This window comes from Streptomyces sp. NPDC002853, from assembly GCF_053591915.1.
This window is the reverse complement of record NZ_JBSFUS010000008.1, coordinates 389,358-413,125: the sequence shown is the minus strand read 5'-3', so window position 1 is coordinate 413,125 and position 23,768 is coordinate 389,358. Positions and strand designations below refer to the sequence as shown.

Here is a 23,768-nt window from a genome sequence, read left to right as displayed (position 1 = left end):
GTCCATCAGGCCGTCTCTGCCACGAGGCGCTCGACGGCGGCCATGGCGTCGCCGATGGCCGCGGCGTTCTGGCCGCCGCCCTGGGCGACGTCCGGCTTGCCGCCGCCACCGCCACCGAGGGTCTTGGCGGCCGTACGCACGAGGTCGCCGGCCTTGAGGCCGCGCTCGCGCGCGGATTCGTTCGTGGCGATGACCGTCAGCGGGCGGCCGTTGGCCGTCGTGAAGAGGGCCACCACGGCCGGGCGGTCGCCCTGGATGCGGCCGCGTACGTCGAGGACCAGCCTGCGCAGGTCGTCGGCGCCCGTGCCGTCCGGCACCTGGCCGGTGACAAGGGCGACGCCTCGTACGTCCTTGGCGCTCTCGACGAGTCCGGCGGCGGCCGCGAGGACCTTCTCCGCGCGGAACTTGTCGATCTCCTTCTCCGCGTCCTTGAGCTTGCCGAGCATGGCGGCGACCTTCTCGGGCAGCTCCTCGGAACGGCCCTTGATCAGCTCCTGGAGCTGGGCGACGACCGTGTGCTCCTTGGCGAGGAAGTTGTACGCGTCGACGCCGACCAGGGCCTCGATGCGGCGCACGCCCGAACCGATGGACGACTCGCCCAGCAGCTTCACCAGACCGAGCTGGGCGGTGTTGTGGACGTGCGTGCCGCCGCACAGCTCCTTTGAGAAGTCGCCGATGGTGACCACACGGACCCGCTCGCCGTACTTCTCGCCGAACTCGGCGATGGCGCCCTGCTTCTTGGCCTCGTCGATCGACATGACCTCGGCCTGTACGTCGAGCTCGTGCGCGAGGACTTCGTTGATCTTCTGCTCGACGTCCGTCATGACGGCGGTGGGCACGGCCGACGGGGAGCCGAAGTCGAAGCGGAAGCGGCCGGGCTGGTTCTCGGAACCGGCCTGGGCTGCCGTCGGGCCGAGCGCGTCGCGCAGCGCCTGGTGCGTGAGGTGCGTGGCGGAGTGGGCGCGGGCGATGGCCGTGCGGCGGCGCGCGTCGATCGAGGCCCAGACCGGTGCGCCGACGGTGATCTCGCCGACCTGGACGACACCCTTGTGGACGTGCACGCCGGGAACCGGCTTCTGCACGTCACGGATCTCGACCACCGCGCCGTTGTCGAGGCGGATGCGGCCGGTGTCACCGATCTGGCCGCCGCCCTCGGCGTAGAAGGGGGTGCGGTCGAGGACGACCTCGACCTCGTCGCCCTCGCGGGCGGCGGGGGACGAGACGCCGTTGACCAGGAGGCCGACGATCACGGCCTCGTTCTCGGTCAGGCTGTAACCGGTGAAGTCCGTGGCGCCCGAGGCGTCGGCGATCTCGCGGTAGGCGTGCAGATCGGCGTGGCCGGTCTTCTTGGCCTGGGCGTCTGCCTTGGCGCGCTCCCGCTGCTCCTTCATCAGGCGCCGGAAGCCGTCCTCGTCCACGGTCAGGCCCTGCTCGGCGGCCATCTCCAGGGTGAGGTCGATCGGGAAGCCCCACGTGTCGTGCAGCAGGAACGCCTTGTCGCCGGAGAGGACCTTGCCGCCGGCGGCCTTGGTGTCGGTGACGGCGGTGTCGAGGATGTTCGTGCCGCCCTTGAGGGCCTTGAGGAAGGCGGCCTCCTCGGCGAGGGCGACGGTCTCGATGCGCTTGCGGTCGGTCTGCAGCTCGGGGTACTGCTCGCCCATCGACTTGATGACCGTGTCGACGAGCTCGTGGACGACCGGGCCGGTGGCGCCCATCAGACGCATGTTGCGGATGGCGCGGCGCATGATGCGGCGCAGGACGTAGCCACGGCCCTCGTTGCCGGGCGTGACGCCGTCGCCGATGAGCATCACGGACGTACGCATGTGGTCGGCGACCACGCGCAGGGAGACGTCCGAGCCCTGCTCGGCGCCGTACCGCACGCCGGTCAGCTCGGTGGCCTTGTCCATGACGACGCGCAGGGTGTCCGTCTCGTACATGTTCTGCACGCCTTGCAGGATCATCGCGAGGCGCTCGAGACCGAGGCCGGTGTCGATGTTCTTGCTGGGCAGCTCGCCGAGGATCTCGAAGTCCTCCTTCGAGGTGCCCTCGCCGCGCTCGTACTGCATGAAGACGAGGTTCCAGATCTCCACGTAGCGCTCGTCGTTGACGGCCGGGCCGCCCTCGACGCCGAACTCGGGGCCGCGGTCGTAGTTGATCTCGGAGCAGGGGCCGCAGGGTCCGGGGACGCCCATGGACCAGTAGTTGTCCTTCTTGCCAAGACGCTGGATGCGCTCGGCGGGCACGCCCACCTTCTCGCGCCAGATGGTCTCGGCCTCGTCGTCGTCGAGGTAGACCGTCACCCAGAGGCGCTCGGGGTCGAGGCCGTAGCCACCGTCCGCCACGGAGCTGGTGAGCAGCTCCCAGGCGTACTTGATGGCGCCTTCCTTGAAGTAGTCGCCGAAGGAGAAGTTGCCGCACATCTGGAAGAACGTGCCGTGCCGCGTGGTCTTGCCGACCTCTTCGATGTCGGGCGTACGCACGCACTTCTGCACGCTCGTGGCGCGCGAGAACTGCGGCTTGACCTCACCCAGGAAGTAGGGCTTGAAGGGCACCATGCCCGCGGGGACGAGGAGCAGAGTCGGGTCGTCCGCGATGAGCGACGCCGAAGGGACGACGGTGTGCCCGCGCTCCTCGAAGAAGCTCAGCCAGCGGCGGCGAATCTCGGCCGACTCCATCAGTGGTCCTCATTCCGGTTGTACGAGTACTTCGACTTCGAGAGGTACTTGCCCTGCGTGTTCTTGTCGGTCTTGCTGGTCTTGCCGTTCTCGATGGCCACGACCACCCGGCGCTGCCCCGGCAGTTCGGGGTCGACCGGGGCATCGAGGCCCAGGGCCTCGCCCAGTTCGGCCTCGCGCTGGGCCATGCCGTCGCGGACGTCGAGAGCGAAGTCCTTGAGCTTGTGACCCGCCTCGACCGCCTTGTTCGCGGCCTGGGCCGCGAGGCTTTCGGGGGTCAGTTGCTTGATCTTGCGGTTGACCTTGGTGGTGGCCCACACACCGGCAGCGGCGCCCGCGGTGAACCAGAACGTACGGCGGAACATCGCTGCGTCAGTCCTTCTTCCGCTTGCCCCGCCGCCGCGCGGAGGGCACCGTGCGCCCCACGATCACGGTACGTCGGGCGGGCGCCGGGGGCACATTGGTTGATTCAGGTCCTGCCTTGCGGCCCAGGGCCCTTCGCACCCCGTAACCGAACGCCGCGACCTTGACGAGGGGCCCGCCGAAGGTGGAGGCCACCGTCGTGGAGAGCGCCGACGCGTTCGACGTGACTTCCTGGACGTCCGACGCGATGGCGTCGACCCGGTCGATCTGCGTCTGCGCGGAACGCACCGCCTCGGAGGCGTCCGCGAGGAGCGGGACGGCCTGCTCGGTCACTTCCGCGACCAGCTTGGTGGTCGCCCTGAGCGTCTGCGCCAGCCTCACCAGCGCCACGGCCAGGAAGGAGACCAGGATCGCCCAGAAGACGGCCACCAGGATCCCGGCCACCTCTCCACCGGACACTGTGCACCGCTCCCTGATCATCGGCCCTGAACATCGAAAAGTCGTCCCCCGACCCTATCGCGCCGGGGCCGAGGCTCCGCACCGCATTACCGTGCAAGGGCAAGGGAGTTACCTGAAGTGATTGTACGGACTGCTTACGCATCGGTACGCTCCGTATCTCATGCGACGCGATCAGCGCACGGGCGACCACCGGCACAGCTCCCCCACACAGCCGCCGAGACCGGGCAACCTCCCCCTGGAGCTCAACGCCTTCGTCGGACGCGCCCCCGAACTCACCGCGCTCGCCGCCGCATTGGAGTCCTCGCGCCTTGTCACGGTGACCGGTGTCGGCGGTGTCGGCAAGTCGCGCCTGGCCGTCCGGGCCGCCTCCGGCGCCGAGCCGCGGGACGGCGCCTGGCTGGTGGAGCTGGCCGGGGTCCGGGACCCGGATCTGGTGGAACACGCGGTCGCCGACGCGCTGAGCCTGACCGATCACACCCGCCGCACCCCGCGCAAGTCGCTGCTCGACCACCTCGCGGAGCGGGAAGTCCTCCTCGTCGTCGACGGGTTCGAACACCTGGTGGAGGCGTGCGCCTCGCTGGTGGGGGATCTGCTGCACCACTCCCCCGGGCTCCGTGTCCTCGCGGTGGGGCGCCGACCGCTGGACACCGGGGGCGAGCGGATCTTCCCGCTCGCTCCGCTGCCCACCCAGGACGCCGCCGCGCTGTTCGCCGACCGGGCCGCGGCGGGGCTCCCCGGCTTCACCCTGGACGAGGAGAACGAGGCCGACGTGGTGGAGCTCTGCCGCCGCCTCGACGGGATTCCGCTGGCGGTGGAGCTGGCGGCGGGGCGGCTGCGCGCGCTCTCGCCCGCGCAGTTGCTCTCCCGGCTCGACAACCGCTTCGCGCTGCTGACCGGGACGCGGCGCGATGTGCCGCCACGGCACCAGACCCTGCGTACGGCCATCGGCTGGAGCCACGAGCTGTGCACGGCGGGCGAGCGTCTGCTGTGGTCACGGCTCTCGGTGTTCTGCGGTCCCTTCGACCTGGAGGCGGCCGAGTACATCTGCAGCGGCGACGGCCTGCACGCGGACGAGGTCCTCGACGTGCTCGGCGAGCTGCTCGCGCAGTCCGTCGTGACCCGCGAGGAAGGCCCGACGGGCGTCCGCTACCGCATGCTCGACACCGTCCGGGCGTATGGCGCCGACTGGCTGGAGGCGACCGGCGACGCCGCGCGCATGCGGCGCCGGCACCGCGACTGGTACATGGGGCTCGCCACTTGGTGCGAGCTTGACTGGTTCTCGCCGCGCCAGGCTCAGGTCGCCGCGCTCATCGACTGCGAACTGCCCAATCTGCGGGGCGCCCTGGAGTACTGCCTGACCGAACCGGACGAGACGCATCTGGGCCAGTATCTGGCGGGCAGCCTGTGGTTCTACTGGGTGGGCTGCGGGCGGCTCGCGGAGGGACGGCACTGGCTCGACCGCGCACTCGAGCTGGACGGCGGCCACGACGACTCCCGGCTCAAGGCGCTGTGGGTGCTCGGCTATGTGGCGGTCCTGCAGGGCGACACGGTCGCGGCGCTCGCCGCGCTGCAGGAGTGCAAGGACGAGGCGGAACGTACCGGCAGCGCCATCGCGGCGGCGTACGCGGTGCACCGCATCGGGTGCCTCGCGCTCCTCAACGACGACATGCCGCGTGCCGAGACCCTGCTGCGCTCGGCCCTCGAGCAGTACCGCGAGATCGGCGAGCTCAACAGCAACGTCCTGATGGGGCAGGTCGAGCTGGCGATGGCTCTCGCCTTCCGCGGGGAGCTTGCCGACGCGGTGGAGCTCTGTGAGGACGTACGCCAGGTCTGCGAGGACCACGGCGAACGCTGGACTCTCGCGTACGCCCTCTACGTCCTGGGCTTCGCCGCCTGGACGCGCGGGGACACGGTGACGGCGCGTGAGCTGGTCCTGCGCTGCCTGGCCCTTGACCACGCCTTCCACGATCTGCTCGGCACGGTGCTCGCGATCGAGCTGCTCGCCCTGTTCACCGCGGTGGAGGGCGATCCGGCCGAGGCCGCGGTCCTGCAGGGAGCCGCGTCCCGCATCTGGCCTTCGGTGGGCCTCCCGCTGTTCGGCTCCGGGAACTTCGGCGGGCCGCACGCGCTGTGCGAGGCGCAGGCCCGCGAACAGCTGGGCGACGCGCGGTACGAGGAGTGCGTGGCCGTCGGCGCCCGGCTCGCCCCGGACGTGGCGGTGTCCCGGGCCCTGGGCACCGGCCCCAAGGGGCACGCAAAAACCCGCCGCCTGCCCCACCACGAAGGGCGGGCGGGCGACGGGCTGAAGCAGGGAGAGCTACGTCCGGGTCAGCGGGCGTAGTACTCGACGACGAGCTGCTCGTCGCAGATCACGGGGATCTCCTTGCGGTTCGGGTCACGGTCCAGACGGAAGGCCAGGGCCTTCAGGTTGACCTGGAGGTAACGCGGGATCTCGCCGTCGGGGGCGAAGCCGCCCTCACGGGAGACCTGGAACAGCGGCTTCTCGCGGCTGCGCTCGCGGACCATCACGACGTCGTCGGGACGGACGCGGAACGACGGCTTGTCGACCTTGCCGCCGTTGACCTCGATGTGGCCGTGGCTGACCATCTGACGGGCCTGGTAGATCGTGCGGGCGATGCCCGAACGCAGGATCAGGGCGTCGAGACGGCGCTCGAGCTCGATGACCAGGGCCTCGCCGGTCTTGCCTTCGGCCTTCTTGGCGCGGTCGTAGGCACGGGCCATCTGCTTCTCGCTGATGTCGTACTGCGCGCGCAGACGCTGCTTCTCGAGCAGACGGACCTTGTAGTCCGAGTTCTGCTTGCGCCCACGGCCGTGCTCGCCCGGCGGGTAGGGGCGGGCCTCGAAGTACTTGACGGCCTTCGGGGTCAGCGCGATGCCGAGGGCACGCGACTTCTTGACCTTGGGGCGGGACTGGTTCGGCATGAACCAACCTCTCTGTTCAATGTGAAATCGGCTTCACCAGGGTTAGGGGAGGTCGCATCCGCAGCCTGGGAAACCCATCGGATCCGGTGGTTCTGGATCCGGCGGGCAGCCGCTCCCTGGTCTGGGCACTATGTGCAGCACGCGAGTGGCCCACCGACCGCTTCCCGGAGTACGAGATGGTGGTGGGCTGCCCGCGACACCTTCGACGGTGCGCGACGCTCCTGGAGATCCCTGGACGGTGAGGTCCGGGGCTCCGGCTGGATGTCCCGTTCTGGTGGTGCCGGTACGAGACCGGACACGGGACGCAGCACTTCGGGCAAGTGTACCGGGTGGCGGGGGGTGCCTCAGCCGCGGGCCGCGAGGGGGGCCCGGAGCGCCGGGTTACTCGCCCTTCAGGCGCTCGCGGACGCGCTCGACCACGTCCGCGTACCGCGCCTCGGCCCCATAGCGCGTGGGTTGGTAGTAACGCTTGGCGGCGACGGTGTCCGGTGCGTACTGCTGGGCGGCGATCGCGCCCGGCACGTCGTGCGGATACACATAGCCCTGGGCGTGGCCGAGCTTGGCCGCTCCCTTGTAGTGCCCGTCGCGCAGGTGGGGCGGGACGGGGCCCGCGAGGCCCGCGCGGACGTCGGCCTGGGCGGACTGGATGGCGATCGTCGCGGCGTTCGACTTCGGGGCCAGGGCGAGGGCGATCGTCGCGTGGCTGAGGGTGAGCGCGGCCTCCGGGAAGCCGATCATGGCGACGGCCTGGGCAGCGGCGACCGCCGTGGGCAGTGCCGTGGGGTCGGCGAGGCCGACGTCCTCGCTCGCGGAGATCATCAGGCGGCGGGCGATGAAGCGCGGGTCCTCGCCCGCCTCGATCATCCGGGCGAGATAGTGCAGGGCCGCGTCCACGTCCGAACCGCGGATGGACTTGATCAGGGCGCTCGCGACGTCGTAGTGCTGGTCGCCGTCACGGTCGTACTTCACGGCCGCGCGGTCGACGGACTCCTCCAGGGTCTGGAGGGTGATCACCTGCTCCCCCTTGGCGAGAGCCGAGCCGGCGCCCGCCTCCAGGGCGGTGAGCGCGCGCCGGGCGTCGCCGCCGGAGATCCGCAGGAGGTGCTCCTCGGTGTCCTCGGGCAGCTCGACCGCGCCGCCCAGGCCCCGCTCCTCGGTGAGCGCCCGGCGCAGCAGGCCGCGCAGGTCGTCGTCCGTGAGGGGTTCGAGCGTGAGGAGCAGGGAGCGGGACAGGAGCGGGGAGATGATCGAGAAGTACGGGTTCTCCGTCGTCGCCGCGATCAGCGTCACCCAGCGGTTCTCGACGGCGGGCAGCAGGGAGTCCTGCTGGGCCTTGCTGAAGCGGTGGATCTCGTCCAGGAAGAGGACGGTCTCCTTGCCGTAGCCGCCCATCGCCCTGCGGGCGCCCTCGATGACCGCACGGACTTCCTTCACGCCCGCGGTGATCGCGGAGAGTTCCACGAAGCGCTTGTTCGTGGCCTTCGAGACCACGTACGCGAGGGTCGTCTTGCCGATGCCTGGCGGGCCCCACAGGAACACCGACGACGGTCCCGCCGGTCCTCCGCCGCCCTCGCCGACCAGCCTGCGCAGGGGCGAGCCCTGCTTCAGCAGATGCTGCTGGCCGACGACTTCTTCCAGGGTGCGCGGGCGCATCCGGACGGCCAGGGGACTTGTCGAAGGGTCCTTCTCCTGGCGGTCCTCGGCAGCTGCGGTGAACAGGTCGGGCTCCACGGATCGAACCCTACGTCAGCCCACTGACAACGCCGTCGGCGCTGTCTGGTCGGCGCTGTCCGTCAGCTGGTCCAGAACTCCCACCAGCGCGTGAGGATCAGCATGCCGATGATGCCGATGTGCAGCACCGGAAGCACCCAGGTGAACTCACTGAAGAACGTGCGCAGCCAGGAGGGCGCGGGCAGCAAACCGTTTCGGATGTTGAACGACGTCACGTACCAGAACATGACGATCGTGGCGACCCAGGCGAGGCAGCACCACAGGCACAGCGAGTTGATCTCGTACAGCGACTGGTACATCAGCCAGGTGCAGAAACCGACCCCGAAGAGCATGCCCGCGTTCAGCGTCAGCCAGTACCACCGCGGGAAGCGCGCGCGGCCCAGCAGGCTCATGCCGACACAGATCACGACGGCGTAGGCGGCGATGCCCAGCATCGGGTTGGGGAAGCCGAAGACCGACGCCTGCTCGCTCTTCATGATGTTGCCGCAGGAGACCACCGGGTTCAGGCTGCACCCCGGGGTGAAGTCCGGGTCTTCGAGCAGCTTGAACTTGTCCAGCGTGATGACCCACGCCGCGAGCAGCCCGGCGGCACCCGTGATCACCAGGAGCAGCGCGAACGCACGGCTCCCGCCGACACCGCGTGGTGCGTCCGCGTCCCTTCCCCCGTGGTCGTGATCCTGCTGGGAGGGGCGGCTTCCGCTTGCCGGGGTCGTCTTGCTCATCACGCCGTTCCGTCGCTTGGGGGGCCTGGGGGCAGGGACATTGTGCCGCACGCGCGCGGGTGTCCACCGTTCGATGGACATAAGGAGGTACGCACGGAGGTCCCGGAGCGTTCGGTTCGCCACGACGCTCGACGGCATGACGAGTGAGGCTCCGCCCCAGACCCCGCTCCTCGAACGCCGGAGGGGCTGGATTGCCAGCCCGTCCGGCGTTTGAGGACGAGGCCGTTCAGGCCGATGCGGGGGTCTGGGGGCGAAGCTCCCAGTGACGGGGAAGGTAGGGGCGGAGGGGGCGAAGAAACGTCCCGCACCCGCCCCCGCACCCGTACCCGCCCCAGCCGCCTAGCCCAGCCGTGCCCTCAGCTCGCCCACGATCTCGTCCACCGCGACAGCGGTCTGCTCCCCGGACTCCATGTCCTTCAGCTGCACGACGCCCTCGGCGAGATCCCGCTCACCGGCGACCACGGTGTACCGCGCGCCCGAGCGATTGGCGTTCTTCATCGCTCCCTTGAGGCCCTTCCCGCCGTACGAGAAGTCCGCCGCGACCCCGGCCCTGCGCAGCTCCGTCACCTTGGAGAACAGCACCCGCCGGGCCTCCTCGCCCAGCGGCACCGCGAACACGCTGGTCGCCGAGGGCAGTTCGAGCTCCACGCCCTCCGCCTCCAGGGCCAGGACCGTGCGGTCCACGCCGAGCGCCCAGCCGACGGACGGCAGCGAGGGGCCGCCGATCATCTCGGACAGTCCGTCGTAGCGGCCGCCGCCGCCGACCGCGGACTGCGAGCCGAGGCCGTCGTGGACGAACTCGAAGGTCGTGCGCGTGTAGTAGTCCAGGCCGCGGACCAGCTTCTCGTCGTCCTCGAAGGCGACGCCCGCCGCCGTGATCAGCTCGCGGACCTGCTCGTGGTACGCCTTGCACGCGTCGCACAGGTAGTCGCGCAGCATCGGGGCGCCGACGAGCTGCTTCTGGACGTCGTCGCGCTTGTCGTCCAGGACCCGCAGCGGGTTGATGTCGATACGTCGACGTGTCTCCTCGTCCAGGTCGAGCCCGCGCAGGAAGTCCTGCAGCGCGGCGCGGTAGACGGGGCGGCACTCCTTGTCGCCGAGCGAGTTGAGGAGGATACGGAACTGCGTCAGGCCCAGGGCGCGGTACGCCTGGTCCGCGAGGATGATCAACTCGGCGTCGAGCGCCGGGTCCTCGGCACCGATCGCCTCCGCGCCGACCTGCGAGAAGTGGCGGTAGCGGCCCTTCTGCGGGCGCTCGTAGCGGTAGTACGAGCCGGAGTACCAGAGCTTGACCGGGAGGTTGCCCGCCTTGTGCAGGTTGGCCTCCAGGGCCGCGCGCAACACGGAAGCGGTGCCCTCGGGGCGCAGGGCGAGCTGGTCGCCGCCCTTGGTCTCGAAGGCGTACATCTCCTTGGAGACGATGTCGGTGGACTCGCCGACGCCGCGCGAGAACAGCTCGACGTTCTCGAAGCCGGGCGTCTCGACGTAGCCATAGCCGGAGTTCTTCAGGGGCGCGGAGATGGCCTCGCGCACCGCCAGGTACTTCGCGGAGTCGGGCGGGAGCAGGTCGTAGGTGCCCTTGGGGGCCTTGAAGGTGCTCACGGGTTTTCTCGTCACATTCCTCGTCGGGGAGCGTCGGCTCCCAGGCCGGCGGCCACCTGGCGCAGATACGGGTTGGTGGCGCGCTCACGGCCGATGGTCGTGTGCTCGTTGTGACCGGGCAGGACCACGGTCGAGTCGTCGAGCGGCAGGCACACACGCGCCAGCGATTCGAGCATCTCGTCCTGCGATCCGCCGGGCAGGTCGGTGCGGCCGATGGAGCCGGCGAAGAGCAGGTCACCCGAGAAGAACACCGAGGGGACCTCGGCGGACTCCGGCAACTGGAACGTCACCGACCCCTTCGTATGCCCCGGGGCGTGCGCGACGGAGAAGTCCAGACCGGCGAGCTTCAACCGAGCGCCGTCGGCCAGTTCCTTGACGTCGGAGGGCTCCCCCACGGTCAGTTCGCCGAGCAGCTGCGCGCCGAAGGAACGGCCTATGGCCTTCTCCGGGTCGCTCATCATGTACCGGTCCTCGGGGTGGATCCACGCGGGCACGTCATGCGCGCCGCAGACCGGGACGACCGAGGCGACGTGGTCGATGTGGCCGTGGGTGAGGACGACCGCGACGGGCTTGAGCCGATGCTTCTTGAGCGCGTCCTCGACTCCCTCGGCGGCCTGGTGGCCCGGGTCGATGATCACGCACTCCTCGCCTGCGGCGGGGGCGACCAAGTAGCAGTTGGTGCCCCAGGCCCCGGCGGGAAACCCGGCAATGAGCACGATCGTCCTTCGTTCGTAGTCCGGCGGAGGTGACCGCGCGGGATCGCGGCAGATCAGAGCCTACCGGCGCTCCCGATTCCACAGCTAACCCATATACGGTACGGGGCACACAGAAGCGGTCATCCACGCAGAGGAGAGAGAACCCGGTGGTCAGCAACGATCAGCGGCGGCGTCAGCTCGCCCGGGAGAAGTTCTTGCGGCAGCAGCAGCGCCGGGAGGCCGCGCGGCGCAGGGCGCGGATGCGCAACGCGGTGATCGCCTCGGCGCTCGCGGTGATCCTGGCGGGCGGCGCGGTGTCGTACGCGGCCGGAGCCTTCGACGGCGACGGTGACGGCAAGACGAACGACGAGGCGAACGCGAGCCCCACCACCAAGGCGGACCCCTGCGAGAAGCCGGCGAGCGGCAAGGTGAAGCCGCTCAGCTTCAAGAAGGAACCGAAGCTGACGGTCGACAAGTCGGCCGACTACACGATGAAGCTCGCCACCACCTGCGGCGACATCGACCTGGACCTGTCGGCGGCCAAGGCCCCGCACACGGTCAACTCCTTCGACTTCCTGGCGAAGAAGGGCTACCTCGATCACACCAAGTGCCACCGGCTGACCGCGGGCGGCATCTACGTCCTGCAGTGCGGCGACCCGAAGGGCACCGGCGAGGGCGACCCCGGCTACTCGATCCCGGACGAGAACCTCAAGGACAAGCGCCTGAAGGGGAACGTGTATCCGGCGGGCACGGTCGCGATGGCCAACCAGTACAACGCCGAGAAGAAGACGGGCCGGGACACCGGTGGAAGCCAGTTCTTCCTGGTCTACCAGGACAGTCAGCTCCCGCCCGACTACACACCGTTCGGGACCATTTCCGATTCCGGGATGAAGGTGCTCAAGAAGATTGCCGACGCCGGCGAGAGCACCGGCCAGGGCGACGGCGCCCCGAACGCGACGGTCGTCATCAACAAGGCGACCGTGTCGAAATCCTGACCGCCGGGAGGCAAACTTCGGACGCGCGGGATGCGGACAGCCGCCCCGCCGGTCGCCTATGTTGGCGGTGACGAAACTGTGGACGATGCCGGGGGCCCCGAGGCCCTGCGCAGGCATCATGTGGAGGAGGCGCTGTGAGCAGCGACCCGTGGGGCCGCGTCGACGAGACGGGGACCGTGTACGTGCGCAAGGCCGACGGCAGCGAGCGCGAGGTCGGTTCGTGGAAAGCGGGGTCTCCTGACGAGGCCCTGGCTTACTTCGAGCGCAAGTACGACGGTCTGGTCGTCGAGATCGGACTTCTCGAGCGCCGGGTGAAGACGACCGACCTGTCGGCCAAGGACGCCATGACCGCCATCGACCACCTGCGCCAGCAGGTGGACGAGGCCCACGCGGTCGGCGATCTGGACGCCCTGAGCACGCGCCTGGACAAGCTCGTCGAGACCGTCGACGCGCGCCGCGAAGAGCGCAAGGTCCAGAAGGCCAAGCAGTCGGACGAGGCGAGGCACGCCAAGGAGGCGCTGGTCGTCGAGGCCGAGGAGCTGGCCCAGAGCGAGCAGTGGCGGGCGGCGGGCGAGCGGCTGCGTGCCCTGGTGGACACCTGGAAGGGTCTGCCGCGCCTGGACCGCAAGTCGGACGACGAGCTGTGGCACCGCTTCTCGCACGCCCGCTCGGCGTTCTCCAAGCGGCGCAAGGCCCACTTCGCCTCGCTGGACGCCCAGCGCGAGGAGGCCCGCAAGACCAAGGAGAAGCTGGTCGGCGAGGCCGAGGCCCTCTCGAACTCGACCGACTGGGGTCCGACGGCCGCGCGCTACCGCGACCTGATGACCGAGTGGAAGGCCGCGGGCCGCGCCCAGCGCGAGCACGAGGACGACCTGTGGAACCGCTTCCGCGGCGCCCAGGACGTGTTCTTCGCGGCGCGCAGCTCGGTCTTCGCGGAGCGGGACGCCGAGCAGACGGAGAACCTGAAGCTGAAGGAGGAGCTGGCCGAGGAGGCCGAGAAGCTCGTCCCGGTGAAGGACCTCAAGTCGGCGCGCGCTGCCTTCCGTACGCTCAACGAGCGCTGGGAGGCCATCGGCCACGTCCCGCGTGACGCGCGGCCGAAGGTCGAGGGCCGGATGCACGCGGTGGAGCGTGCCCTCCAGGAGTCCGAGGAGGCCGAGTGGCGCCGGACGAACCCCGAGGCACGCGCGCGTGCCGAGGGCCTGACCGGTCAGCTGCAGGCCGCCGTCGACAAGCTCGTCGAGCAGATCGAGAAGGCGCGTGCGGCGGGCAACAACGCCAAGGCCGACAAGCTCCAGAAGGAGCTCGACGGCCGCCAGGCGCTGCTCGACCAGGCGCTGAAGGGTCTGCACGAGTTCGGCGGCTGAGTTTTCCGCACACTACGTAGAGGGGCTCCCGTACATCACGTACGGGAGCCCCTCTACGTAGTGGCCCGGTTTACGGCCTGCGCGCCGACGTCACCCGGTAGACGTCGTAGACGCCCTCGACTCCCCTGACCGCCTTGAGCACATGGCCCAGGTGCTTGGGATCGCCCATCTCGAAGGTGAAGCGCGAGGTGGCGACCCGGTCGCGGGAGGTCTGGACGGCCGCGGACAGGATGTTCACGTGCTGGTCCGAGAGGATGCGCGTGACGTCCGAGAGCAGGCGTGAACGGTCCAGGGCCTCTACCTGGATCGCGACCAGGAAGACCGAGGACTGGGTGGGTGCCCATTCGACCTCGAGGATGCGCTCGGGCTCGCGGGAGAGCGAGTCGACGTTCACGCAGTCGCTGCGGTGGACCGATACGCCGCTGCCGCGCGTGACGAAGCCGATGATCGGGTCCCCCGGCACCGGCGTACAGCAGCGGGCCAGCTTGACCCACACGTCCTCGACGCCCTTGACGACGACACCGGGGTCGGCGTTGGCGCGGCGCTTGCTGCGGCTGCGCGAGGGCGGTGTGCTCTCGGCGATGTCCTCGTTGGCGGCCTCCTCACCGCCGAGCGCCTGGACGAGCTTCTGCACGACGGACTGCGCGGTGACGTGGCCCTCGCCGATCGCCGCGTACAGGGACGAGATGTCGGGGTAGCGCATCTCGTGCGCGAGGGTGACCAGGGAGTCGCCCGTCAGGATGCGCTGGATCGGCAGGTTCTGCTTGCGCATGGCGCGCGCGATGGCGTCCTTGCCCTGCTCGATGGCCTCGTCGCGGCGCTCCTTGGAGAACCACGCACGGATCTTGTTGCGCGCCCGCGGTGACTTGACGAAGCCCAGCCAGTCGCGGGACGGGCCCGCGCCGGCCGCCTTGGAGGTGAAGACCTCCACCAGGTCGCCGTTGTCCAGGGTCGATTCGAGCGGCACGAGCCGGCCGTTGACCCGGGCTCCTATGGTGCGGTGGCCGACCTCGGTGTGCACCGCGTACGAGAAGTCGACCGGGGTCGCGCCCGCCGGGAGCGCTATGACGTCGCCCTTGGGCGTGAAGACGAAGACTTCGTTGCGGGAGAGGTCGAAGCGCAGCGATTCGAGGAACTCGCTGGGGTCCTCGGTCTCCTTCTGCCAGTCCAGGAGCTGGCGCAGCCACGCCATGTCGTTCAGGTGGTCGTCCTTGCCGCCGGCCTTGCGCGGCACGTCGGTGCGCACCTTGGAGGCGGCGCCTGCGGACGGCTCCTGCTTGTACTTCCAGTGCGCGGCGATGCCGTACTCGGCGCGGCGGTGCATGTCGAACGTACGGATCTGGAGCTCGACGGGCTTGCCGCTGGGGCCGATGACCGTCGTGTGCAGCGACTGGTACATGTTGAACTTCGGCATCGCGATGTAGTCCTTGAACCGGCCGGGGACCGGGTTCCATCGCGCGTGGACCGTGCCGAGGGCGGCATAGCAGTCGCGGACCGTGTCGACGAGGACGCGGATGCCCACCAGGTCGTAGATCTCCGCGAAGTCACGGCCGCGGACGATCATCTTCTGGTAGACGCTGTAGTAGTGCTTCGGGCGCCCGGTGACGGTGGCCTTGATCCGGGCGGCGCGCAGGTCGGCCTGGACCTCGTCGGTCACTATGGCGAGGTACTCGTCGCGCTTGGGGGCACGCTCGGCGACCAGGCGCACGATCTCGTCGTACATCTTGGGGTAGAGGATCGCGAAGGCGAGGTCCTCCAGCTCCCACTTGATGGTGTTCATGCCCAGGCGGTGAGCCAGGGGCGCGTAGATCTCGAGTGTCTCGCGGGCCTTCTTCTCCTGCTTCTCGCGCTTGAGATACCGCATCGTGCGCATGTTGTGCAGGCGGTCGGCGAGCTTGATGACCAGGACGCGGGGGTCCTTGGCCATGGCGACGACCATCTTGCGCACGGTCTCGGCCTGCGCCGCCTCGCCGAACTTGACCTTGTCCAGCTTGGTGACGCCGTCGACGAGCAGGGCGACCTGGTCGCCGAAGTCGCGCTTGAGGGTGTCGAGGCCGTACTCGGTGTCCTCGACGGTGTCGTGCAGGAGCCCGGCCATCAGGGTGGCCGGGTCCATGCCGAGCTCGGCGAGGATCGTCGTCACGGCGAGGGGGTGCGTGATGTACGGGTCGCCGCTCTTGCGCTTCTGGCCGCGGTGCCAGCGCTCGGCGACCTGGTAGGCGCGCTCGATCTGGCGCAGCGTCGCCGTCTCGATCTTCGGGTCGTTGCTGCGCACTATCCGCAGCAGGGGCTCGAGGACCGGGTTGTACGGGTTCGAACGCTGGACGCCGAGGCGGGCCAGGCGGGCACGCACGCGGTTGGAGGAGCCGGAGCGCTCGTTCTTGGCCGCGGTGGGGCGGGGCGTGGGCGTCGTGCTGCCCGCGCGGGCCTCGGTGGGGGGCTTGGGGCGCGACGGATCGACGGCCGACCTGTCGCGGGGGCCGCTGTCGCCCGGCGTGCTCGGTGCGGACTTGGTGCTGGGGGGCGTGCTCTCCCGCTTCGCCGGCGTCGCGCCCTTGGCGGGCGGCGCGCTCTTCGCGGGCGCGGCAGCGGGTGCCGCCGCGCTCTTGGCCTGCTCTGCGGCCTTGGCGGCGGTGAGTGCCTTGGACTCGTCTGGCAAGAGGCGCTCCCTGTGCGCGATCCGGGTCCCCCGGTCAGGCCCCGAAGAACCCATGGTATCGATCCTGGACCTTCGGCTCGCCTTCAGCCCGTGAGACGGCTCACTACGGGAGAAACGCCTGAGGCGGGCGCCGGATTCCTCCGGGCCCGCCTCAGGGTGTGCGTGGTGGCTGCTCAGACGGTGAGGAGGGCCTCCAGCGGGGCGCCCTCCAGGGCCGTCTCCAGCTTGGCGCGGCCCCCGAGGAAGCCGAGCTCCATCAGGACCGCCACACCGGCGACCTGCGCGCCCGCACGGCGGATGAGCCGCAGGGACGCCTCGGCGGTGCCGCCGGTCGCCAGGACGTCGTCGATGACCATGACGCGGTCGTCGGCGGCGAGGTCCTCGGCGTGCACCTCGATCTCGGCGCTGCCGTACTCCAGGTCGTACGACTGGCTGAGCGTCGCTCCGGGGAGCTTGCCCGCCTTCCGTACGGGGATGAAGCCGAGCCCGGCGCGCAGGGCGGCAGGGGCGCCCAGGATGAAGCCGCGGGCCTCCAGGCCGACGATCTTCGTGGCGCCGTGGCGCACCGCGAGGTCCGCGAGTGCCTCGGTGAGTGCGGCGAAGGCCTCCGGGTCCGCGAGCAGCGGCGTGATGTCCTTGAACATCACCCCGGGCTCGGGGTAGTCGGGAACGTCCCGGATGCGGCTGAGCAGCAGCTCCTGTACCTGGGTCATCTGCCCGCCTCTTTGTTGTGGATTCGAACGTCTTGTTCGTCGCGGCGAGTCACTTTAGCAAAAGCGACGCCCCCGCCCCGCCGGCGCCCATCCGCCGGCCATGCCGGTGCCCTCCACCCGTCAACTGGTGCAACTTTGAACGGAGTTCATCAGCAGCAAAACTCAGAATTTGCTCAAGTGACTGGAGTCGAAAGGTGACCGCATGGCAAGATCATCCGCGACCGCCCTTCTCGGGGCTAAAACGGAGGAACAGTGCATATCTCTCGCAAGATTGCCACCGGGGTCGTACCCCTCGTGGCGATGACCGCGCTCGCCGGGGCGACGTCGCCCGCGGGCGCCACCACAGCAAAGACCACCACCGCAAAGACCATCCAGAGCGCATCGGTCACGACCATGGCCAGCTGCAACGGCTGGCAGAACGCCGGCGGGGTCGCGGGCCGCTGGACCAAGTCCAAGGACCCGTGCTCGCTGTGGGGACACAAGGGCCTGAAGGTGCGCTACCGCTGGGCGGCGGAGCGCGGTACGCCCTGCATCAAGGTCAAGGGCTTCAAGTACAACAAGACGACGAAGAAGTACAAGGCCAAGTGGTACAACGCGGGCTGCGGCAAGAGCGGGTTCATCAAGAACGTGCCCTGGGGGAACGTCGCGGCGCATCCCGAGATCAAGATCAAGGGCTTCTCGCTGCTCAAGTGGCAGTAAGCCTCGGCAGCCCTTGAGCTGAAACAGACGGTCGGGCCCCGCTCCTCGGAAGAGGAGCGGGGCCCGACCCGTCTGCCTTTGCCCTGTCCAGCAAGTCCTGCCTGAGTCAGCGGCGCTTCCCCGACGGACGGCCACGACCGCGGCTACGGGGCTGCTGCTGCGTACGACGCTGGCCTCCGACCACTCCGGCAGCTGCCGGGGGCTCGTCCTGCGGCTCGTCGTCGTCGCCCAGCGGCGGCTCGGTGTCCAGCGACTCGCCCTTGGCCGCGGCAGCCGCGCGCTTGGCGAGCACCCGCTTCTTCAGGGCCTTCATCGCCGGCTCGCGCTCCTTGAGGTCGGCGACGAGCGGAGTGGCGATGAAGATCGAGGAGTACGCTCCGGCCGCGAGACCCACGAAGAGCGACAGCGAGATGTCGTTCAGCATGCCCGCTCCGAGCGCACCGCCACCGATGAACAGGAGGCCCGCCACCGGAAGGAGCGCGACCACCGTGGTGTTGATGGAACGCACCAGGGTGCTGTTGATCGACCGGTTGGCGATCTCGCTGTAGGTGAACCTCGTCTGCTTGGCCGCGTCCTTACCTTGCTCCTTGAGCGAGTCGAAGACGACGACCGTGTCGTAGAGCGAGTAACCGAGAATCGTCAGCAGACCGATCACGGTGCCCGGGGTGACCTCGAAGCCGACCAGGGAGTAGATACCGACCGTGATGGTGATGTCGTGGATCAGGGCGACCAGCGCGGCGGCGGCCATCCGCCACTCGAAGGCGATCGCCAGGTAGATCACGCACAGGACGAGGAAGACACCGAGGCCGGTCCAGGCCTTGTTGGCGATCTGCTCACCCCAACTGGGGCCGACCAGGTCCGCGTTGATGTCCTTCGCCGGGACGCCGAGGTCCTTGGCGAGCTCTTCCTTGATCTGGTCGGACTTGTTCGTGTCCACGCCCGAGATCTGGACACGCATCGTGTCGTTGCCGAGCTTCTGGACGATGGCCTGGTGTCCCGAGGCCTCCTCCGCCGACTCCTGGGCCTGCTCGACCGAGGCCGAGGTCTTCGGCGTGGTGAAGACCGCGCCACCCTTGAACTCGATGCCCATGTTGAGGCCTTGGACGGCCAGGGCGACGATCGCCGTGATGGTGATCAGGACAGAGACGCCGTACCAGATCTTCCGCTTGCCGATGAAGTCGTAGCCGACTTCGCCGTGGAAGAGCCGGGCGCCGAGGTTGCCGAGCTTCGACATCTCACGCCTCCTTCGGGTCGGAGCCAGCGGGACCAGGGGTACGGCGGGTGCGGCGCAGCGGAGGCTTGGCACCGAGGCGCGACGGGTCGATCCCGGACCACTTGTGGCCGCTCGCGAAGAACTTCTTGCGGGCCATGATCGTCATCAGCGGCTTGGTGAAGAGGAAGACCACCACGACGTCGAGCAGAGTGGTCAGACCCAGCGTGAAGGCGAAGCCCTGCACCTTGCCGACGGTCACGATGTACAGCACCGCGGCCGCCAGGAAGGACACGAAGTCCGAGACCAGGATGGTGCGCCGGGCACGCGGCCAGGCCCGCTCGACGGCGGGACGCAGCGTGCGGCCCTCGCGGATCTCGTCCCGGATGCGTTCGAAGTACACGATGAACGAGTCCGCGGTGATACCGATCGCAACGATCGCACCACACACCGCGGGCAGGTTCAGTGCGAAGCCGATGGCAGGACCCAGCAAGGTCATGATCGTGTACGTGAGGATGCCGGAGGCCACAAGGCTCAGCAGCGCGATGAAGGCCAGGCCTCGGTAGTACGCCACGAGGTAGATGACGACCAGCGCCAGACCGATGGCGCCGGCGATCAGACCGGCGTGCAACTGCTCGCCGCCGAGCGCCGCGGTCACGGTGGTGACGCTGTCCTCGTGGAAGGTGAGCGGCAGGGCTCCGTAGGACAGCATGTTCGCCAGGTCCTTGGCCGAGTCCTGGTTGAAGCTGCCGCTGATCTCGGCGTTGGAGCTCAGCTGCGAGGTCACGCGCGGGGCGGAGACGACATCACCGTCGAGAACGATCGCGAACTGGTTCTGCGGCTCGCTCTGCTTCATCAGCTTGCCGGTGGTCGCGGCGAAGTCCTTGGACCCCTTCTTGGTGAAGTCCATCGTGACGATCCAGATGCCACGCTCGGGGTCGAGCACGGCCTTGGCGTCCTTGACGTCCTTGCCCTCGACCTCGGCCGGACCCAGGACGTACTTCTCCCACTGGCCGGCGCTGTTCTTGCCACAGGCCGCCATCGGTTCGCTCGGCTTGACGCCTTCGGTCGCCTTGGTCCGGCTGCTCTGCTTGGTGCAGTCGAGCGCGGTGAACTTCTCCTGCAGCTCCTTCGTGGCCGGGTCCGCCGGAGGGGTCGGCGACGGGGCGTCGCTGCCCTTGGGCTTCTCCGAACCCTTGGGCGACGGAGTGGGGTCGGCCTTCAGGGCGTCGGTGACGGCACGGCCCTGGGGGCTCTCGGTCGGGCCGGGCGAGGACGCTGTGTCCTTGCCGTCCTTGTCAGCCGCGTCGCCCTTGTCACCCTTGCCGTCCTTGTCGGTCGCCTTCGGCGACTCGGACGGGCTGGCGGAGGGATCGGGGGTCGGCGTTCCGGCCGCCATCGTCATCACGGGACGGAAGTAGAGCTGAGCGGTCGTACCGACCTGCTCGCGCGCCTGCTTCTGGTTCGTCCCCTTGGGGATGTTGACGATGATGTTGCGATCGCCCTGGGTCTGGACCTCGGCCTCGGAGACACCGAGACCGTTGACGCGGCGCTCGATGATGCCCACGGCCGTGTCCATGTTGGTCTTGTTGACCGCGTTGGGCTTGCCGGGCTCACTCTTGGCGCCGAGCGTGATGCTCGTACCGCCGGCGAGGTCGATGCCCAGGCGCGGGGTGGTGTGACCGGAGAGGAACATCCCCCCGGTGAGCGCCACCATGGCGATCAGGATGAGGACCAGGGAACGGCCCGGCCTCCCCTGGCCGCTCTGCCTCCGGCCCTTCTTCGGTGCTGCCACCTTCTCGTTTCTCCCTGTCCAACCGCCCGGACCCCATTACGTGCCGAGGGCGGCCATGAAGTGGTGTCGAGACCCGTCACGAGACCCACGCACCGCGGGGGCCGTGGCCGCGCAGGCCGCGCGCCACGGACCCCTGTCGTGGTTACTTCGCGTCGGACTCGCCGTCGGTCTTCTTCGGCTCGGCGTCGTCGGCCTTGGGGGCGCTGTCCGCGTCCTTCTTGCCGAGGTCGATGGGCGAGTCGTCGGAAGCGTCGGCGGCGGGCTCGTCGGTCTCGGTGAGGGAGGAGGCGTCGTCCGGGACGACGGGGTCGTCCGACTTCACGGCACTCGTGCCGTGAACGATGCGGTTGTACTCGTCGTCCTCGAGGACGGCGCCCACGGAGTTCTTCGCGTAGAACGCGTGCACACCAGGAGCCACCTCAAGGAGGACGGCGTCGTCGTGAACCTCCTTGACGGTGGCGTACATGCCCCCGATCGTGCGGATGCCGGTGCCGGGCTGCATCTCATTGCGCATCTGCGCGGCCGCCTGCTGCTTCTTCTTGGCGGAGCGCGTCATCAGGAACATGGCCCCGATGAGCACGATGAAGGGGAGGAGGGTCACGATATTCACGGGACGGAGTTTCCTTCGCATGACCGCGCAGATAAGCGGCCTGATGGACGGGGGTGGGCACGCCGCCCACAAGGACGGCATCGGCGGAGTCTAAGCGAGTCCGCACCTAACGAACAACGCTCAGCATGGCACCGCAGTTCCTGACCGGGCGAGTACGCGCGCCGTCACGCCCCGAACAGGTCCCCTTGTCCGATTCCGCCCGCCTGCCGCGGTGGAACAAGGCCGAGATGCGCCCACGCGGCGGGCGTCCCGACCCGGCCACGGGGGGTGCGCGCGAGCAGTCCCTCCCGCACCAGGAACGGCTCGGCGACCTCCTCGACCGTCTCGCGCTCCTCCCCCACGGCGACGGCGAGCGTGGAGAGGCCGACGGGGCCGCCGCCGAAGAGCTTGAGCAGGGCCTCCAGGACCGCGCGGTCCAGGCGGTCGAGCCCGCGGTCGTCCACCTCGTAGACCTTGAGGGCGGCGCCCGCGATGTCCTTGTTGATCTCTCCGTCGGCCTTGACCTGCGCATAGTCCCGTACGCGGCGCAGCAGTCGGTTGGCGATACGGGGCGTGCCGCGCGAGCGCCCGGCGATCTCGGCGGCGCCGGCCGGGTCGATCTCCACGTCGAGCAGCTGCGCGGAGCGGTGGATCACCCGCTCCAGCTCGGCGGGTTCGTAGAACTCCATGTGCGCGGTGAAGCCGAAGCGGTCGCGCAGCGGCGGCGGCAGCAGGCCCGCCCTGGTGGTGGCGCCGACCAGGGTGAAGGGCGGCAGCTCCAGGGGAATGGCCGTGGCGCCGGGGCCCTTGCCGACGATCACGTCGACGCGGAAGTCCTCCATCGCCATGTAGAGCATCTCTTCGGCGGGCCGCGACATCCGGTGGATCTCGTCGAGGAAGAGCACCTCTCCCTCCTGGAGGGAGGAGAGGATCGCCGCGAGGTCGCCCGCGTGCTGGATGGCCGGGCCGCTGGTGATGCGGATCGGGGCGCCCATCTCGGCCGCGATGATCATCGAGAGGGTGGTCTTGCCGAGGCCGGGGGCCCCGGAGAGCAGCACGTGGTCGGCGGTGGCGCCCCGCGCGCGGGCGGCGCGCAGGACGAGGTCGAGCTGCTCGCGGACCTTCTCCTGACCGATGAACTCGTCCAGGTCCTTGGGGCGAAGGGCGGCCTCGACCGCCTGGTCCTCGCCGTCCGCCACAGAGTCCACCAGCCGCTCCGCGGCGGGCCCGACGAGCCGCTCGGCCGCGCCCGCCGGGGCGGTCGTGTCGTCGGTGGTCTCGTCCCAGTTCATGAGCTCGCCTCGCGATGTGGTTCTGGTGGTGAAGGGGCCGGCACGTGCTAGCGGGTGCGGTTCAGCGTCTGGAGCGCGGCCTTGAGGAGCTGGCCCACCTGCGGCTTCTCGGACGCCTCGGCCTGCGGGGTGACGGCGGCGACGGCTTCGTCGGCCTCGCGCGTCGCGTACCCGAGGCCGATGAGGGCCGCGTGCAGTTGGTCGCTCCAGCCGGAGGTGACAGGGGTGCCGATCGCGGGCCCGCCCGTGCCGAGGGGCTCGCCGAGGCGGTCCTTGTACTCCAGGAGCAGCTTCTGGGCGCCCTTCTTGCCGATGCCCGGGACCGCGGTGAGCGCCTTCTCGTCACCGGTGGCGACCGCGCGGCGCAGGGCGTCCGGGCTGTGCACGGCGAGCATGGCCTGCGCGAGGCGCGGTCCGACGCCGCTCGCGGTCTGCAGGAGCTCGAAGGTCTGGCGTTCGTCGTCGTCCGCGAAGCCGTACAGGGTGAGGGAGTCCTCGCGGACGACGAGGGAGGTGGCGAGCTTGGTCTGCTGGCCGATGCGCAGGGTGGAGAGGGTGTTCGGCGCGCACTGGATGGCCATGCCGATGCCACCGACCTCGACCACCGCGGAATCGGGGGCGAGGGCGGCGACGGGGCCGCTGACGAAGGCGATCATGCGGTACGGCCTTTCTGTGCTGGCTTGGCTGTTCGGGCGGGCGGGGTCTTCGACGCGTGCAGGGCCGCGGCCTGTTGCAGGCGGTTCTGGGTGGCGACCGCCTGCTGGAGGCGGTTCTGCGCGGGCGCGCGCCAGATGTGACAGATGGCGAGGGCGAGGGCGTCCGCGGCGTCGGCGGGCTTGGGCGGTGCGTCGAGCCGCAGGAGGCGGGTGACCATCGCGCCGACCTGCGCCTTGTCCGCGCGGCCGCTGCCGGTGACGGCGGCCTTGACCTCGCTGGGCGTGTGCAGGGCGACGGGGATGCCGCGCCGGGACGCGCAGAGCATGGCGACGGCACTGGCCTGGGCGGTGCCCATGACCGTACGGACGTTGTGCTGGCTGAACACCCGCTCCACCGCGAGGACTTCGGGGTCGTGCTCGTCGAGCCACTGCTCGATGCCCTGCTCGATGGCGACCAGGCGGTGGCCGAGCTCGGCGTCCGGCGGCGTCCTCACGACTCCGACGCCGCACATGGTGAGCGGTCGTCCGGCGACCCCGTCGACGACACCGACACCGCACCGGGTGAGCCCGGGGTCGACCCCCAACACGCGCATGAATCCCCTC

19 protein-coding genes and 1 pseudogene are annotated in these 23,768 nt (G+C 69.6%); 4 read left to right on the top strand and 16 right to left on the bottom strand.

Going from position 1 to position 23,768, the window contains the following annotated elements; translation table 11 throughout:
* Positions 1-5: 5 nt before the first annotated feature.
* Genes alaS through ACWD02_RS23975 form a run of 3 tightly spaced genes read right to left on the bottom strand, consistent with a single transcriptional unit; the run spans position 6 to position 3,497 of the window.
* Positions 6-2,675: an alanine--tRNA ligase gene (alaS, locus tag ACWD02_RS23985; protein ID WP_451214324.1), complete on the bottom strand. Its 2,670-nt coding sequence runs from the start codon at positions 2,673-2,675 to the stop codon at positions 6-8.
* Positions 2,675-3,040, bottom strand: coding sequence for a DUF6167 family protein (locus tag ACWD02_RS23980; RefSeq protein WP_451214322.1), 366 nt, complete (start codon positions 3,038-3,040; stop codon positions 2,675-2,677). Before ACWD02_RS23980 ends, alaS begins: the two co-directional genes overlap by 1 nt.
* 7 nt (positions 3,041-3,047) lie before the next feature.
* Positions 3,048-3,497 (bottom strand): DUF948 domain-containing protein, encoded by a 450-nt coding sequence (locus ACWD02_RS23975; RefSeq protein WP_451214319.1) that lies wholly within the window; start codon positions 3,495-3,497, stop codon positions 3,048-3,050.
* Positions 3,498-3,657: 160 nt separating this feature from the next.
* On the opposite strand from ACWD02_RS23975, the pseudogene ACWD02_RS23970 reads away from it, so the two are divergent.
* Positions 3,658-5,803 (top strand): annotated as a pseudogene (locus ACWD02_RS23970) (ATP-binding protein).
* 22 nt (positions 5,804-5,825) lie between these two features.
* Here the strand turns inward: ACWD02_RS23970 and rpsD are convergent.
* The 5 genes from rpsD to ACWD02_RS23945 all read right to left on the bottom strand — a co-directional run bounded on the left by rpsD (position 5,826) and on the right by ACWD02_RS23945 (position 11,211).
* A complete protein-coding gene (gene rpsD, locus ACWD02_RS23965) occupies positions 5,826-6,440 on the bottom strand; it encodes a 30S ribosomal protein S4 (protein ID WP_160503779.1) in 615 nt (204 codons plus the stop codon).
* 381 nt (positions 6,441-6,821) lie between these two features.
* Positions 6,822-8,171, bottom strand: coding sequence for a replication-associated recombination protein A (locus ACWD02_RS23960; RefSeq protein ID WP_451214316.1), 1,350 nt, complete (start codon positions 8,169-8,171; stop codon positions 6,822-6,824).
* 62 nt (positions 8,172-8,233) lie between these two features.
* Positions 8,234-8,893, bottom strand: coding sequence for a vitamin K epoxide reductase family protein (locus ACWD02_RS23955; protein ID WP_451214314.1), 660 nt, complete (start codon positions 8,891-8,893; stop codon positions 8,234-8,236).
* A gap of 339 nt (positions 8,894-9,232) precedes the next feature.
* Entirely contained in the window at positions 9,233-10,495 is a 1,263-nt protein-coding gene (hisS, locus tag ACWD02_RS23950) for a histidine--tRNA ligase (RefSeq protein WP_451214311.1), read from the bottom strand.
* 11 nt (positions 10,496-10,506) lie between these two features.
* Complete coding sequence (locus ACWD02_RS23945; RefSeq protein WP_451214308.1) at positions 10,507-11,211, bottom strand: MBL fold metallo-hydrolase; 705 nt, start codon at positions 11,209-11,211, stop codon at positions 10,507-10,509.
* A 146-nt stretch (positions 11,212-11,357) separates the two neighbouring features.
* On the opposite strand from ACWD02_RS23945, the gene ACWD02_RS23940 reads away from it, so the two are divergent.
* A complete protein-coding gene (locus ACWD02_RS23940) occupies positions 11,358-12,185 on the top strand; it encodes a peptidylprolyl isomerase (RefSeq protein ID WP_451214305.1) in 828 nt (275 codons plus the stop codon).
* 134 nt (positions 12,186-12,319) lie between these two features.
* Positions 12,320-13,552 carry a DUF349 domain-containing protein gene (locus ACWD02_RS23935; RefSeq protein ID WP_451214303.1) on the top strand — a complete coding sequence of 411 codons (1,233 nt, stop codon included), beginning with the start codon at positions 12,320-12,322 and terminating at the stop codon, positions 13,550-13,552.
* Positions 13,553-13,622: 70 nt separating this feature from the next.
* Here the strand turns inward: ACWD02_RS23935 and ACWD02_RS23930 are convergent, their stop codons facing one another.
* Both ACWD02_RS23930 and ACWD02_RS23925 read right to left on the bottom strand, forming a co-directional pair.
* On the bottom strand, positions 13,623-16,211 hold the full coding sequence (locus ACWD02_RS23930; protein ID WP_451214300.1) for a RelA/SpoT family protein: 2,589 nt from the start codon (positions 16,209-16,211) through the stop codon (positions 13,623-13,625).
* 173 nt (positions 16,212-16,384) lie between these two features.
* Positions 16,385-16,924: an adenine phosphoribosyltransferase gene (locus ACWD02_RS23925; protein WP_451214297.1), complete on the bottom strand. Its 540-nt coding sequence runs from the start codon at positions 16,922-16,924 to the stop codon at positions 16,385-16,387.
* Positions 16,925-17,176: 252 nt separating this feature from the next.
* On the opposite strand from ACWD02_RS23925, the gene ACWD02_RS23920 reads away from it, so the two are divergent.
* On the top strand, positions 17,177-17,623 hold the full coding sequence (locus tag ACWD02_RS23920) for a hypothetical protein (RefSeq protein ID WP_451214294.1): 447 nt from the start codon (positions 17,177-17,179) through the stop codon (positions 17,621-17,623).
* A gap of 106 nt (positions 17,624-17,729) precedes the next feature.
* Here ACWD02_RS23920 and secF read toward each other — a convergent pair whose 3' ends face one another.
* The 6 genes from secF to ruvC all read right to left on the bottom strand — a co-directional run bounded on the left by secF (position 17,730) and on the right by ruvC (position 23,758).
* On the bottom strand, positions 17,730-18,857 hold the full coding sequence (secF, locus tag ACWD02_RS23915) for a protein translocase subunit SecF (RefSeq protein ID WP_451214292.1): 1,128 nt from the start codon (positions 18,855-18,857) through the stop codon (positions 17,730-17,732).
* Position 18,858: 1 nt separating this feature from the next.
* Positions 18,859-20,628: a protein translocase subunit SecD gene (secD, locus tag ACWD02_RS23910; protein ID WP_451214289.1), complete on the bottom strand. Its 1,770-nt coding sequence runs from the start codon at positions 20,626-20,628 to the stop codon at positions 18,859-18,861.
* A 142-nt stretch (positions 20,629-20,770) separates the two neighbouring features.
* Entirely contained in the window at positions 20,771-21,238 is a 468-nt protein-coding gene (gene yajC, locus ACWD02_RS23905; protein ID WP_365821006.1) for a preprotein translocase subunit YajC, read from the bottom strand.
* Positions 21,239-21,402: 164 nt separating this feature from the next.
* Positions 21,403-22,509 carry a Holliday junction branch migration DNA helicase RuvB gene (ruvB, locus tag ACWD02_RS23900; protein ID WP_451214286.1) on the bottom strand — a complete coding sequence of 369 codons (1,107 nt, stop codon included), beginning with the start codon at positions 22,507-22,509 and terminating at the stop codon, positions 21,403-21,405.
* A gap of 47 nt (positions 22,510-22,556) precedes the next feature.
* On the bottom strand, positions 22,557-23,165 hold the full coding sequence (gene ruvA, locus ACWD02_RS23895; protein ID WP_363210991.1) for a Holliday junction branch migration protein RuvA: 609 nt from the start codon (positions 23,163-23,165) through the stop codon (positions 22,557-22,559).
* Complete coding sequence (ruvC, locus tag ACWD02_RS23890) at positions 23,162-23,758, bottom strand: crossover junction endodeoxyribonuclease RuvC (protein ID WP_451214283.1); 597 nt, start codon at positions 23,756-23,758, stop codon at positions 23,162-23,164. Before ruvC ends, ruvA begins: the two co-directional genes overlap by 4 nt.
* Between the last annotated feature and the right edge of the window lie 10 nt (positions 23,759-23,768).